The 15850-nt window shown below is 36.6% G+C and carries 10 protein-coding genes; 9 read left to right on the plus strand and 1 reads right to left on the minus strand.

Features of this window, described 5'->3' with window-relative positions:
• Positions 1-24: 24 nt before the first annotated feature.
• The gene (locus tag ACKPCA_RS00615; protein WP_321280743.1) at positions 25-3189 is read left to right on the plus strand and encodes an efflux RND transporter permease subunit; all 3165 of its coding nucleotides are present in this window, start codon (positions 25-27) and stop codon (positions 3187-3189) included.
• An 87-nt stretch (positions 3190-3276) separates the two neighbouring features.
• On the plus strand, positions 3277-4518 hold the full coding sequence (locus ACKPCA_RS00620) for a TolC family protein (RefSeq protein ID WP_321280744.1): 1242 nt from the start codon (positions 3277-3279) through the stop codon (positions 4516-4518).
• A 60-nt stretch (positions 4519-4578) separates the two neighbouring features.
• Here the strand turns inward: ACKPCA_RS00620 and ACKPCA_RS00625 are convergent, their stop codons facing one another.
• A complete protein-coding gene (locus ACKPCA_RS00625; protein ID WP_321280745.1) occupies positions 4579-5040 on the minus strand; it encodes a PaaI family thioesterase in 462 nt (153 codons plus the stop codon).
• Positions 5041-5277: 237 nt separating this feature from the next.
• Here ACKPCA_RS00625 and ACKPCA_RS00630 point away from each other — a divergent pair, with 237 nt between their 5' ends.
• The 7 genes from ACKPCA_RS00630 (at position 5278) to ACKPCA_RS00660 (ending at position 15833) form a co-directional block, all read left to right on the plus strand.
• On the plus strand, positions 5278-6405 hold the full coding sequence (locus ACKPCA_RS00630; protein ID WP_321280746.1) for a glycerate kinase: 1128 nt from the start codon (positions 5278-5280) through the stop codon (positions 6403-6405).
• 385 nt (positions 6406-6790) lie between these two features.
• Positions 6791-7372 carry an RNA polymerase sigma-70 factor gene (locus ACKPCA_RS00635; protein WP_321280748.1) on the plus strand — a complete coding sequence of 194 codons (582 nt, stop codon included), beginning with the start codon at positions 6791-6793 and terminating at the stop codon, positions 7370-7372.
• Positions 7373-7527: 155 nt separating this feature from the next.
• Complete coding sequence (locus ACKPCA_RS00640) at positions 7528-8517, plus strand: FecR family protein (RefSeq protein ID WP_321280749.1); 990 nt, start codon at positions 7528-7530, stop codon at positions 8515-8517.
• Positions 8518-8655: 138 nt separating this feature from the next.
• Positions 8656-12015, plus strand: coding sequence for a SusC/RagA family TonB-linked outer membrane protein (locus ACKPCA_RS00645; protein ID WP_321280751.1), 3360 nt, complete (start codon positions 8656-8658; stop codon positions 12013-12015).
• A gap of 20 nt (positions 12016-12035) precedes the next feature.
• Positions 12036-13613, plus strand: coding sequence for a RagB/SusD family nutrient uptake outer membrane protein (locus tag ACKPCA_RS00650; protein ID WP_321280753.1), 1578 nt, complete (start codon positions 12036-12038; stop codon positions 13611-13613).
• Positions 13614-13619: 6 nt separating this feature from the next.
• Entirely contained in the window at positions 13620-14684 is a 1065-nt protein-coding gene (locus ACKPCA_RS00655) for a glycoside hydrolase family 18 (RefSeq protein WP_321280754.1), read from the plus strand.
• Between the two features lie 6 nt (positions 14685-14690).
• A complete protein-coding gene (locus tag ACKPCA_RS00660; protein ID WP_321280756.1) occupies positions 14691-15833 on the plus strand; it encodes a DUF1735 and LamG domain-containing protein in 1143 nt (380 codons plus the stop codon).
• The last annotated feature ends 17 nt before the right edge of the window (positions 15834-15850 follow it).

The raw sequence follows: 15850 nt of genomic DNA on the forward strand, positions 1-15850 counted from the left end.
ATTTTCTCCTAAAAATAACCAGAGATGGAAAGAATTGTATCACAATTTGTAAAGTATCCGTTTTACGGAAAAATGATAATTGCCCTGCTTGCCATTGCGGGGATTACGTCGATGATGTTTATGGAGAAATCGTTTTTCCCACAAACTGAATCGAAAACAATAACAGTTTCTATGGTATTCCCCGGTGCGAGTCCGAAAGAGGTAGAGGAGGGAATTACATCCAGAATTGAAGATGCCATAAGAGGAATCGTTGGAATTAAAGAGATGAATTCAGTTTCTTCTGAGGGGTTTGCCAGGGTAACCATTACAACTACAGGAGATTATGACTTGGATGAAACATTGGCTGATGTGAAAAATGCAGTGGATGGTATTCCAAGTTTTCCAAGTGGAGCCGAAAAAGCAGTTATTGCAAAGCAGAGAGCTACCACGCCTGCAATGCGAATGGTTGTAACGGGAAGTGTTGATTTAATTACTCTTAAAAAGTATGCTGACGAAATATATGATGATTTGATGCGCTCCAAAAAAATGTCTCAAATCTCATTGTCAGGATTTCCTCGCTTAGAGCTTTCTGTAGAGGTGAACGAGGATAATATGCGCAGGTATGAACTTACTTTTAGTGAGATATCTGCAGCTATAGCAAATAATAATATTGACATTTCCGGAGGGACCATTAAAAATGAGGTAGAAGAGATATTGATTAGGACAAGAAATCGTTCAGTGGATCCGGATAAGATTGGTGAGATTGTGTTGAAAGCCAATCCTGATGGGAGCTACTTGCGAATTAGAGATGTTGCAGATATTCACTTCCAGTTTCAGGATGTTCCGAATTCAACTTTCGTAAATCAGAATCCGGCTGTTTCCATCGTAATCAATAAGTTAAACAATGAAGATCTTCAAGATATATCTGATTTTTGTAATCAATATGCCGAAGAGTTTAACAGCAAACATACTGATGCCAGCCTGGAGATTACCTTCGATTTTGTAACCATGTTGCAATCCAGATTGAATTTACTCTTTAAAAATGGAGGGTATGGCTTATTATTGGTTGTGCTTGCCTTGGCTTTATTTTTAAGCTTCCGATTATCTCTTTGGGTAGCATGGGGAATCCCGGCATCTTTCCTTGGAATGTTTATTCTGGCTAATTTAACTGGTGTTACCATTAATATGATTTCGTTGTTTGGAATGATTTTGATTATTGGAATTCTGGTGGATGACGGAATTGTAATTGGAGAAAACATCTACTCTCATTTCGAAAAGGGAAAAAGTCCAAGGCGTGCTGCCATTGATGGTACACTGGAAGTAGTTCCGGCAGTTCTTACCTCTGTTACAACTACAATGGTTGCTTTTTCGCCCTTATTGCTAGTTACGGGTAATATGCAATTTCTTTATGAAATGGCATTTGTGGTAATCGCCTGTTTGGGATTGTCTCTATTTGAGAGTTTGTTTGTTCTTCCAAGTCACGTTGGGAATGAAATTGTTTTAAACAGAAATCGAAAAGATCACTTATTAAATCGAATCCGAGCTAAATTAGAAAAAGGCATTAAGTACGTGCGTGATAAATTTTACATGCGTGCACTTGATAAAATTGTTGAATGGAGATGGTTTGTTCTCTTTATTCCAATTGCATTAATTGTGATTACTGTTGGTTTGTTCCAGGGAGGATTTCTGAAAAGTACCTTCTTTCCAAACGTGTCATTTGATACTTTCAATATCAATATGGCATTTAAACCAGGTACCAACAAGGAGGTTACCATTCGTCAATTAAAAGAATTTGAACAAGCTGTTTGGGATGTAAACGCTGATTTGATGAAGGAGTTTAAGGATACGTCTACCTATATCAAATACACAAATGTATCGACAGGTGCAGCTTTTAGTGGACAGGAATCTGGCCCTCATGCAGGTAATATAACTGTTACTTTACGTGATTTGGAAGGATCTCCTGTTTCAAGTTTTGATATCACCAACAGGGTAAAAAAGAAGATAGGTGATGTGAAGAATATTGAAAAGTTCACCATTGGAGCTTTTAACCGATGGGGAGCAGCCGTTTCAATCAGTTTGCTGGGTAACGATTTGCAGGAATTAAATCAAGCCAATGAATTCTTCCAGGATGAATTAAGAAAGATGACTTCCTTGTATAATGTGAATGATAATAATCCATTAGGAAGTAGAGAGGTACGTATTAAATTGAAACCTAAAGCTTACTTTTTAGGGCTGAATCTGAGTTCCATTACTTCTCAAATTCGTCAGGGATTTTTTGGAGGACAAGCGCAGCGCTTGCAGGAAGGAAAAGATGAGATCAAAGTTTGGGTAAGATATCCAAAAAGTGATAGAGTCTTTATTGGTCAGATGGAAGAGATGAGAATCCGAACTCCGCAAGGGGAATTTCCACTTTCTGAATTGATAGAGTACGATATTAAACGTGGACCTGTAAGTATTCAGCGTTACAACGGATCACGTGAAATTAGAGTAGAGGCTGACCTGTTGGATCCTAACGAGCCAGTTCCTCCGATATTGGAATATATCGACAATAATATTTTGCCAGAATTAGATGCACGTTTTCCTGGTGTTCGTTATGAGTATCAAGGCCAACAAAAACGTGCTGCAGAAGATATCGCAGAAATGAAGCTATACTTTTCCATTGCCTTCATCGTGATTGTTTTTATTGTAATGATTCACTTCCGAAGCTTTACGCAGGGAATCATTGTATTGATGATGATTCCACTTGGTGCTTTGGGGGCAACCTGGGGGCATGGTATCGAAGGGGTAATGGTTTCTATGTTGAGTTTTTGGGGAATTGTAGCTCTCTCAGGTGTTATTATTAACGATGCGGTCGTCTTCCTCTCGAAATACAACTTGTTTATAGAAGAGGGAATGGAACCTGTTGATGCTGTGAAAGAGGCTGGTAGGGCTCGTTTTAGGGCAATCATTCTTACCACAATAACAACCTCGGTTGGATTGTATCCTTTGATTTTAGAGAATTCATTCCAGGCACAATTCTTAATTCCAATGGCTGTAGCTTTGGCATATGGGGTTTTTATTGGAACCTTGTTTATTCTAACATTCTTCCCAGTACTCATATTGGTATTAAACGATTTAAGAAGATTCGTTAAAAGTGTTTGGGAAGGACGTGAGGTAAGTGCCAGAGAGGTGGAACCGAAAGTAAAAGAATCAAAAGTAAGTTTAGATTAATCATAGGAGAAAAAATTCTCTGAACCATTATAAATAACAAAAATGATAAAAAAGATATCATTAGTCCTATTGTTTAATTGTCTTTTTTTGAGCTTGATCGCTCAGGAAGAATTAAGCTTGTCAAAAGCCATTCAGGTTGGCTTGGAAAACAACTATGAATTAAAAATCATCCGTAAATCAGAACAGATTTCCGAATTAAATAATTCGTGGGGCAATGTTGGAAGATATCCTCGAATACAGTTTAACCTTCAGGGACGAGGAGTAAAAGATTACAATGACACCAATGATTTTACCAGGCTGAGTGTAATTCCATCACTTGATATGAACTGGACATTATTTGAGGGCTTTGCTGTTCAAATAAGAAAGGATAAATTCGATGATTTGGAGCAGCTTTCAAAAGGAAATACTCTGGTAGCAATCGAAAACAGAATTGAGTTGATAATACTGGCCTACTATAAAATCTTACTCGAAAAGGAAAGATTGAAAGTAAGTGAGAAAATTATGAACTTGTCTTCCGACAGATATGAAAAGAGTAAGATTGGGAAAGAACTGGGAAGTGCTGTTACCTACGATGTTTTACAATCGAAAAATGCCTGGCTCGAAGATCGATCATCATACTTGTTGCAAGAGGTTAATTTTAACAATGCGGTGCGCGATTTGAACTTTTTATTGGGCGTTAAAGAGAGTAAAACCTATAAGTTTTCAGATGAGTTTTTGCCAATAAGCGACGAATATCAATTGGCCAATTTATTGGATAAAATGCTTAGTAATAACAACAACTTAAAGAATCGTTACATCCAGGAAATGATTTTAAGGAGAGATGTTGAGCTGGCTAGAAGTAATTTTTATCCTAAATTGAATTTTGGAGCAGGAGTTCAGGGGAATAGAATTAGAACAAAGCCGGATGGCATGTCGTCCAGTACAACAGATTCTCATAATTTGTATGCCAACCTTAGTTTGAGTTATATGATATTTAATGGGAATTCGAATCGCAGGGCATTACAAATTGCAAAAATTCAGGAAGAGATTGGAAAAATCGAAACAGAGGATTTAAAACATACGCTAACGAATGCTTTAGCTCAAGATTATGAGTTGTACCAGGTTAGAAGGGAATTGTATTTATTGGCAGAAGAGAATTTGGAAGCTGCCGAGTTGAATTTGTCTATTTCGAAGGACAAATATGAATCGGGTAGCATTAACTCCTTTAACTATCGTGATGTGCAGATTGGCTATCAGAATGTGGCTTTGGCCCGATTAAATGCAATATTCAATTTAATTCAATCCAGAACCTCATTGGTTCGATTGACTGGTGGAATTTTAAACGAATAAGTAATCTCACAAATTATAAAAAGGCTATTCAACTGATATGAATAGCCTTTTGTTTTGCTCTTATTCTCCGAAATTATCTGGAACCAATACTGCAACTATTTCACCCGTTACACAAAGTTTACCGCCAGCATAAAGTTCAGCAACAATAGTCGCCTTACGCTCGGTAATTTCGGCAATTGTACCTTTTATTTCAATTTCCCCATCAATAGGTGTTGGTTTTAAATATTTTACTTGTAACAAAGCAGTAACACATCTTGGAGCATTGTGTTCACACAAGTCGATATTTTGTTGTTTGGCAAATGCCAATGCAGCCGAACCAGTTCCATGACAATCAATAACAGAAGCCAGCATGCCACCATAAACAAAGCCTGGTATTGCCGTGTGATATTCTTTCGGTACAAATTTGGTAACGGTATGTTCACCATCCCAATAAGTCTTTAATTGATGACCGTGTTCATTTAATCTTCCGCATCCATAGCATTGTGCAAAATGGTCTGGGTAGTAATCTTGTATTCCTTTCATGTATTTGTAATTTTTCCAGTTATCAGATGGTCCCGATAACTATCGGGATTGCCATTCGCAAATAATTATTATCGAGTGTGTCCCCATAGCTATCAGGAGCATAATTATTTATCATGGATGTTTCATTTTTATGTTTTTAAATTTACTGTTTATGCAAAATTGATATTTTATACCTGTTTTTACAATTCAATTAAAGGTAATTCATATATTGCTTTTGTTGATACAGATTTATTAAAAATGACCAAAATAATCATAGCTCCCGATAAATTTAAAGGATCTCTTACTGGACTTCAGTTTTGTGATGCCATCGAAAGAGGAATCAGAAAGCAAGTGCCTGATGTTGAAATTGAGAAGCTGCCTTTGGCTGATGGTGGTGATGGAACCGTTGAGGTACTGCAGTACTACTTGGATGGAGAAATGATATCATTGAATGTAGGTAATCCATTGGGCAGAAATGTAAATGCCTCATACTTGTATTCCAAGGTCAAGAAGACTGCTTTTATTGAAATGGCAGAAGCTTCTGGAATTCGCCTGCTTAGTAATGAAGAAGCAAATCCTTTAGAAACCAGTACTTATGGAACGGGTGAGCTCATAAAAGATGCTCTCGACAAAGGAGCAGAGCACATTATATTAGGAATAGGTGGCAGTGCTACCAATGATGCGGGTATGGGCATGGCCAGGGCACTTGGATATCGATTTTTTAATAAGGACAAACAGGTGCTGTTAGGAGTTGGTAAAGATTTGCAGGAACTTGAAAATATTGATGTTTCAGAAGTCCACCCCAAAATTAAGGAAGTGAAATTCGAGGTAGCTTGTGATGTAGATAATCCACTGTATGGACCAAAGGGTGCTGCATATGTATATTCACCTCAAAAAGGAGCTACTCCTGAAATGGTAAGGCAACTTGATAATGGACTTATCATTTTTAATGAGCTTGTAAAATCTCAGTTCCAATTGGATCTGCAAAATATAAAGGGAGCAGGTGCAGCAGGAGGACTTGGTGCCGGTTGTATACTTTTTCTGGGGGCAAAATTGAATTCCGGAATTGAACTGATCAAAAAAGAGGCAGACTTTGATCAAAAAATTAAAGGTGCAGATTGGATCATTACAGGAGAGGGAAAACTGGATTCTCAAACCTTCTCAGGCAAAGTAATTAAAGGAGTGTTGGATTCTATGGAAAATCAGAAACTGGCCCTGTTCTGTGCTTTGGTAAATTTGTCGGAAAAAGAACGAGAGAAGCTGAAGGTAGATTATATCTCCGAAACTTCGGTTTATGCAAAAAATCTGTATGATTCAATGCTAAATGCGGGGAAATATCTGGAAATGGCAGCAGAGGAGTTTGCTCAAAAGCATCTGTTAAAATAGGCTGATGAGGCCACTTTTTTGTTTATGGCAATTTTTTATTCATTGAATATTTAGGTCTTAACAAAACGCTTTAAAACTTGCTAGTGTTTAGAATGGATATAAATAGCCCCATGAAAAACCCGTTCAAAAAAAGATTTTACCATTAATAATTAACATTTATTATTACAAGTTGAAGAACATATTGGTTTAAATATTAAGATCTTGAAATGGTGATAATTGTGTGTAATTATATTATTACCACTTGAATCTGTATCTGGTGAGATTATTTTTTATGGATATATAGATTGTTAACCTTATCTGTTGAATGATAACATTTTTAATAATTGTATAAAATTGCAAATATTTTTTATGTTTGTGTGTCATTTTCCCCAATTTACTTAATGTGATGAATGATTTGTGTGATCGTGATTTGGTTGAAGGGTTAATAAAAGGAGACATGAATTCCTTTCGCATACTCTTTGATGAAAAGTATACTTTGTTCCATTCTTTTATTAAAGGAATGGTTAAGAATGCTTGGCTAGCCGAGGATATTACGCAAAATATATTCATGAAAGTTTGGGTCAATAGGAGTAAACTGAATCCTGATCAATCCATTCACAATTACTTGTATGTTTTAGCAAAAAATGAAATTCGTGACCACTTTAGGCTAAAATGCAATGAGCATCATCAGGAGGTGCAAGAAAATCATAGGGTATTTGTTGAAGATTTTGAAGAATCATTGGATGTTCAAGCAATGACTGAATGTGTAGCAAGAATCGTTGCAAAAATGCCTGAACAGAGAAGAAAAGTTTACCAGATGAGTCGTGACCGAATGTTGTCGAATAAAGAAATTGCAGAGCAGTTACAATTGTCTGTTCGAACAGTTGAGCGTCATGTGTTTTTGGCATTACAAGACATTCGTAAACACCTACCTATTTATTATCTCTTCCTGTTTTTAAGTTTTGATGGAATTTTTGTTGGGATGTAATATCTCAATAAATGAGTTCTTTAGGAATAGTCGTTTGTTGTGTGTTCTTACTCATTTAAAAAAAAGTAAAAAAAAACTTATTTCCATTGCGTAGTATATCCTCTTGTTTCGTTCTATTAATGTCGACCAATTAAAAAATGCATTTTTAGAATAATATGACGAAGGAGGAATTACAAAATTATTTTTACAATCAATGTACCAGTCAACAAGCACTTGAAGTTCAACAATGGCTTTCTACTATCGAAGCTGAAAGTCAGGACGAAGCTTTGCTCAAGGAGATTTTGAATGAGATAAATGTTGATAAGGATGATCGTCTGGTGAATCAAGCATTTGAGAAATTCAAGAAGTCCATTCATTTAGATGACAAGAATAAAGTTGAAAAAACTCCGATTGTTAGAAGAATAGGAGAGTGGTATCGTATTGCAGCAGCAGTTTTACTGATTCCTATTTTATTGACGAGTCTTTATTTTTATAAAGAAACTACAAACCCTAAAGAATGGGTTGAAGAGTATGTACCATACGGACAAAGTAAAATGGTTTGTTTGCCAGATAGTTCTAAACTATGGTTGAATGCAGGTACCAAATTAATTTATCCAAAGAAGTTTAATAATTCTCTTCGTCAGGTTTATGTAGCAGGAGAAGCGTATGCTCAGGTTACAAAAGATAAGTCTCGTCCATTTGTTTTGTCGGCAGGAGAAGTGACAGTTGAAGTTTTGGGTACAAAATTCAATGTCAAATCCTATAGTGAAGATTCATATATCGCAGTTTCTTTAATGGAAGGTTCTGTTAAAATGAATGCCTTTTATAAAGGGGAAAGCAAGACGAAGTTATTAAAACCTGGTGAGATTGTTAGATACTCGAAGAGTACAGGAGAATTACAGAAAAGTGATTTTGTAATTGCAACTCGCAAACAATGGTTTAATAGTAAGGGATTCTACTTTATGGATGAATCATTAAGTGAAATTGTTGTTGCTCTTGAAAGGTATTTTGATGTGAGGATTAATATTGAGAATGAATTGCTTAAAAAAGAGCGCTTCTATTCAATGTTTGTAAATAATGAAAGTTTGGATGAAATCTTATCAGCTTTAAATGCAAGTGGAAAGATGATTATTGAACGAAAAAACAATATGATATATATAAGGTGAAATATAAAGTATAACTCAAAACCTAAAATTTGCCAATGAAGAAACACTAATCACAAAAAAAGGCAGAGAATCTCGTACATTCTCTACCTGTATTTTTCAGTTAAATTCTAATAAAAAACTAAAAAACATTACAAGAATATGAATTTAATTTCAGTAAACCTCAATCTGGCGCAGTTAAGATTGAAAAAATCAATAATAATGTTGATTGTAGCGCTATTTGGAGGAATTACACCAATATTTTCTCAGAAAATATCGGTTGATTTCAAGAACTTAACATTGAAACAAGCGGTTGAAGTTCTACAATCTAAACACAATTATTCTTTTTCTATGAATACCAGTGATATAGATATGAATAAACGTGTTGACTACAAAGGAAAAGACGTTGAACTTAAAGAGGTTCTTAATAGAATATTTGAAGGACAGGGCTTTGAGTGCTTTGTAAAGGATAATATTATTACCGTTACAAAGAAAGATCTAAGTAAAAATGCTGCCTCTGTAAAAAAGGAAGTAAAAATAAAAGGGAAGGTGGTTGATGATACTGGAGAATCCATTATTGGTGCATCTGTAAGTATTAAAGGAACTACCAATGGAACAATTACAAATTTTGATGGGGAGTTTGAATTGACAGCATTCACCTCCGAAGTTTTGGCCATTTCATTTATTGGATTTGAAAATCAGGAATATGTTATAACAAAAGAGGAATACTTTAACATTGTGTTGGTTCCATCCGTTGTTGGCTTGAATGAAGTTGTTGTTACGGCCCTGGGTATTAAGCGTTCAGAAAAGGCATTGAGTTATAATGTACAGCAGGTTTCAAGCGAAGACATCTTATCAAATAAGGATGCCAATTTTGTAAATTCGCTTTCAGGAAAAGTAGCTGGTGTTAATATCAATAGCAGTTCATCAGGGGTAGGGGGAGCTAGTAAAGTTGTTATGCGTGGTACGAAAACGATTGCCCAATCGAGTAATGCATTGTATGTGATTGATGGGGTACCAATGTTTAATTTTGGTGGTACCGGCGATACCGAATTTGGATCTAATGGTTCTACGGAAGCAATAGCTGATATTAACCCGGAAGATATTGAGAATGTGTCAGTTTTAACTGGGGCGGCAGCTGCTGCTCTTTATGGTAGCCATGCATCTAATGGTGCAATTGTTATTACAACCAAAAAGGGGAAAGCAGGATCAACTTCTCTAACCCTAACAAGTAATGTTGAAATGATGCAATCCTTTGCATTGCCAAAGTTCCAAAATACTTATGGTACTGGGGATTTGAGTTCTGATGTTCAGGTTTCGGATATTAGTTGGGGACACAAATTGAATGATGCTAACAGAATAGGATACTCACCAAAGAGTGATTTCTTCGAGACCGGAATGGTGTTCACAAATTCTATGTCGTTCTCTACTGGAACAGACAAAAACCAAACCTATTTATCTGCAAGTACTGTTAATTCAGGAGGTATTGTTCCAAACAATAGCTATGATCGTTACAACTTTACATTCAGAAATACAACCAGTTGTTTGGATGATAAAATGAAAATCGATTTTGGAGGCTCCTACATCAAACAAGAAGACCAAAATATGGTGAACCAAGGGGTTTATGCGAATCCATTGGTAACGGCTTATCTATTTCCGAGAGGTGACGATTGGGAGGATATCAAAATGTATGAAAGATATGACTCTTCTCGTAAAATATATACACAATATTGGCCACAAGGAATTGATGAATTTGCTGGACAAAATCCGTATTGGATTGCCCATCGAAATCTAAGAAAAAACAAGAAGGATCGCTACATGTTGAATGCTGGTTTTAGTTTTGATGCAACAAATTGGTTGAACTTTGCTGGTCGTGTGAGAATTGACAATTCAACGAACGATTTCACTGAAAAACTATATGCCACATCCAACAGAACTCTTACTGAAGGATCTAATAATGGTTTATATGGAATTGCAAGAAGCGAAGCAAAGCAAACTTACGCCGATTTCCTTGTAAACATCAACAAGTCGTTGGGTGAGGATTTTTCACTTCAGGCTAATATCGGTGTTTCATACTCCGATATGAAAGAAGATGTGTTATCTAACAGAGGACCGATTCGTGCGGATGGTATTCCAAACTTATTTAATGTATTTCAATTAGACGATGTGACCACCAAGCGTGAGCAGTCGGGATGGCACGATCAAACTAAATCTGTTTTTGCAAGTGCAGAATTGGGATATAAAGGGGCTTACTATTTAACTCTTACAGGTCGTAACGATTGGGCTTCACAGTTGGCAGGACCTCATTCAAATGAGAGTTCTTTTATGTATCCATCCATAGGTACCTCGTTTGTACTTTCGGAAATATTCGATTTGCCAAGACAAATTCAATATGCAAAATTGAGAGCTTCCTATGCATCGGTTGGTCTTCCTTTTGCACGTTTTTTGGCAAATCCTACTTATGCTTGGGACAATGCAAATAAGGTGTGGCAAACAAAAACACACTATCCGCTTTTCGATTTAAAGCCAGAAAGAACCCAATCATGGGAACTGGGTTTGACAACAAAATTGTTGAAACATTTCGATTTGGATTTAAGTTTGTATAGTACCAAAACATTCAATCAAACCTTCGATCCTCAAATATCCGTTTCTTCAGGATATTCTACTTTGTATGTTCAAACTGGTAGTGTTAAAAACAAAGGGATTGAGTTGGCATTAGGATATCAAAACACTTGGAATGACTTTTCATGGAGTTCTAATTTCACATTAAGTTCGAACGAAAATGAGATTTCAGAATTGGTAGACAATTACGTTCATCCTGAAACGAATGCAGTTATTACCAAAGATCGATTGGATATCGGTGGTTTATCGAATGCAAGGTTTATATTGAAAAAAGGCGGAAGCCTTGGAGACTTGTATTCTATTGCGGATCTAAAGCGTGATAGTGATGGAAAAATTTTCGTAGATCAGAATGGAAATGTTGCTGCAGAATATAATGTAGAGGATATAAAATTAGGATCGGTATTTCCTGATGCAAATATGGCTTGGAGAAACGATTTTAAATACAAAAACTTCAGACTTGGATTCATGCTTTCGGCTCGTTTGGGAGGTATTGTTTACTCTGCTACTCAGGCTACTTTAGATCGTTATGGGGTATCTGAAGCTTCAGCTAAAGCTCGCGATAATGGTGGAGTAGTTGTGAATGGTGGTGATGTGATAGATGCTAAGAATTGGTACACCACTATTGGGGCAAAATCCGGAATTCCACAGTTTTATACTTATAGTGCTACAAATGTACGATTGCAAGAAGCAAGTATTGGCTATACCATTACTAGAGACAAGTTGAATAATTTCGCTGATGTGACATTCACACTGGTTGGAAGAAACTTATTCATGTTCTACAACAAGGCTCCATTCGATCCTGAATCAGTTGCTTCAACAGGGAACTACTATCAGGGAATAGACTATTTTATGATGCCGAGCCAGCGCAGTTATGGTTTCAATGTAAGAGTTAAATTCTAAGCAATTCAATATTGATAATTATGAAAAAATCATTTATAAATTTGTTGTTTTCTGCTTCGATTTTATTGATTACTTCTTGTACTTCAGATTTCGAGGAATACAACACCAATCCATATGACGCCAACGATGAGCAAATGCAATACGATGCATATAGCTTGAGGGCAGCTATGGTGGCTATGCAGGGCTATGTTATTCCTGCTGATGTTAATTTAAATCAGTTCACAGAATGTTTGCTTGGAGGATCTTTTGGTGGATATTTGGCAGATTCGAACTCTGGATTTGTAGGTAAAAATTATGCAACTTATAATCCGGAACAACACTGGATTCAAGTTCCATTTAATGATATTATTCCTAAAATTTATGCCAATCAAATTCAGTTAAAGAATGTTACTACTGATCCGGTACCTTTGGCAGTGGCTGATATTATTAAAGTAGCAGCGATTCATCGTGTTACGGATATTTACGGACACATTCCTTATTCCAAAATTGGGGAAGATGGCAAATTAGAAGCTCCTTACGATTTACAAAAGGATGTGTATAATAAAATGTTCGAAGAATTGGATCATGCGATTGAGGTTTTAACCCCAAATCAAACTTCTGATTTTAGTCCTTATGCAGATAAAGTATATGGAGGTGAAGTATTAAAATGGATCAAGTTTGCCAATTCGTTGAAGTTACGTTTGGCGATGAGAATTGTTTATGCCGATGCTGCCTTAGCTCAATCCAAGGCCGAAGAGGCAGTAAATCATGAAGTAGGAACCATGTCGTCTAACGATGATAATGCTTACAACACTGTTGCCAAGTCACCATTTAGAGTGGTAATGTTTGAGTACAATGGTGGTGATTCACGTATATCTGCAGATATTACTTCTTATATGAACGGATACGCTGATCCACGAAGAGAAAAGTATTTTACCATGAGTACTTTCGAGAATACCGACAATGCTGCATTCGAAAATGGATATTATGGCTTACGATCAGGTGCCAATATTGCATCATCAGCAACAGCTCACAAGTACAGTAACATGAATATTCCTGAATCATACAATAAGTTACTTTGGATGAATGCTGCAGAATGTGCATTCCTAAAAGCTGAAGGTGCTTTGCGCGGATGGAATATGGGTGGCTCTGCCAATGAATTTTACAATCAAGGAATTGAGTTGTCCTTTAATCAATGGGGTGTTTCGGGTGCAGCTACTTATGCTGAGAATGCAACCAGTATTCCTGATAATTATAAGGACCCTCTTGGAGCAAACGACAACTCAGGAGTTCCAGCTTCAATTACAATTAAATGGAATGATGCGGACGAATTTGAGCTAAGTTTGGAACGCATTATTACTCAGAAATGGATTGCTAATTTTCCTTTGGGACACGAGGCCTGGTCTGAATTCCGTCGTACGGGATATCCACGCTTAATGGAAGTGCCATATAACCTGAGCAATGGTATTGTTGATGGAGCTGAAATGGCCCGTCGTCTTCCATACCCTCTACGCGAGTACAAGGAAAATAGCGATAATTTGAAGCAAGCCATTAGTAATTTGGGCGGACCTGATAATATGGCAACTAAAGTATGGTGGGATTGTAAGAATAAAAACTAGCACAACATGAAGAATATATCAAAATATAAATTTGTACTGTATGGAATGGGTCTGATTGCTTCTTCTCTGTTTAGCTCTTGTGATGACTGGGTAGAGACTGAATCATTGGATATTAACCAAGCTGGTATCGAAGATGAAAATCCTGCACTTTATGCAGATTATCTTGAAAATTTAAGAGCATATAAGAATTCTGATCATAAAAGCATATTCGTAAGCTTCGATAACCAGATAAAGCAGCCTTATAATCGTGCGCAGCATATCAATGTAATTCCTGACAGTACTGATATTGTTTCATTAATTTATCCAAATAATTTGGTTGAAAGAGAAATTCAAGAAATCAATGAAACAAGAGAGAACAAAGGAACCAAGTTTGTATTTACTGTTAGTTTCGATGCCATTAAATTAAATTATACTCAGTTAAAGAGTGAGGAAGATAAAGCCAGGGAAGATGGTGAGGAAATCGTATCTCCACTACCAACTTTTATTAATTATATGGTTGACAGTTTGCACAACTCTTTCTCTTTAGTGAAGAAATACAATTACGATGGTGTATGTTTCGCCTATGAAGGAAAAAGTATTCTTCACATGACAGAGCAGGAAAAAGCAGAATACATGAGCTATCATAATGCATTCATTGGAATTTTGAAAGATTGGAGTACCAGAAATGCTGATAAAATGGTCTTGTTTCAGGGGAAACCACAGAATCTTTTAGATAAGAGTTTTCTTACGGACTGTAAGTATATCATTATACCATGTTCTGATGCAGGAAATAGTTCAAAATTGAGTTACAACATCTATTCTGCCGCTGTTGAAGGAGTACCAACAGACAGATTTATTGTTGCAGTTGAAACCATTTCTCTTGACCCGGCAGATATGAAGACTGGTTACTGGGCCGATGGTGTAACGCATTCGGTTGAAGGAGCCTCCGTTTGGGTTGCTGCGGAACACGAAGGCTTCAAAGTTGCAGGTATGGGGATTTATAATGTGAGTAATGATTTCTTTAGTTCAGAGCGTGTATATCATTATACAAGAATGGCGATTGATAACATTAATCCATCACTTAAAAACTAAACAGATATGAAACACTATATATTATATGCCGCTTTATTTTTCATGACCTTTACCTTTGGTTGTGACAATTCTGATGATGATTTCGACAATAAAGCATATGTTAGTAGTTCATCAAAAATAAGCGAGTTGTTGGTAAAAGCAGGAGTGAATGATGTTGAAAAAAGCATTCAGGCGGCTATTGCGAAACCGAACAATCAGGATATTCTTGTGAAATACCGAGTTGATCAGGCATTGGTGGAAACCTATAATATGGCGTATTACGATAATGCTGTAATGCTTCCTGCTGAAAATTATTCATTCCCTGAAAGTACGGTGACCATTACCTCAGGAAATGTTCTTTCAAAAGAGTTAAAAGTGTTGTTTAAAGATTTGAGTCAGCTTGATCGTGAAATTGTATATGTTTTGCCAATTACCATGGATAGCGAAGATATCGATGTGTTGAAAAGTGACAAAACAATGTACTATGTGATTAAAGGTGCTGCTCTTATTAATGTTGTTGCTGATATTGAGGAGAACTATTTAACTGTAAATTGGACCAAACCTGATGTTTGTAATAATTTGTCACAACTGACAATGGAAGCTCTGGTTAGAGTGCGAAATTTTGATAGAATGATTAGCACTGTGATGGGAATTGAGGGGCAATTCTTAATTCGTTTAGGAGATGCAGGTTTCCCAAGCAATCAGATACAGATTGCTACGAATAGTGGAAATTTCCCTGATGGTGATTCCAACAAAGGATTACCAACCAACGAATGGGTACACATTGCATTAACCTATGATTCATCAACCGGAGCAATGGCTGTTTATGTGAATGGCAACAAACAGTCTGAAACCATAAAATCATTGGGAAATATAAATCTGGGACAAGGTGGCACCAGTGGATTTTGTATAGGTCGATCTTATGCTGATGAGCGTTACCTGGCTGGTGAAATTTCAGAGTGTCGTATCTGGAATGTAGTGCGTACAGCCGAAGAAATTGCCTCCAATCCATATTATGTAGATCCAGCTTCTGAAGGTTTGGTTGCCTACTGGAAATTTGATGATGAATCGGCACTATCAGTCGAAGATCATACAGGGAATGGAAATAATGCAGTAGCGAATTCTACTTTAAGATGGACTCCGGTTACATTGCCTGTACCTGGCGAGTAATTGAGGTGTAATTAAAA

Origin of the sequence: Marinifilum fragile (assembly GCF_963677365.1) — a bacterium.
GTDB classification, from domain to species: domain Bacteria; phylum Bacteroidota; class Bacteroidia; order Bacteroidales; family Marinifilaceae; genus Marinifilum; species Marinifilum fragile.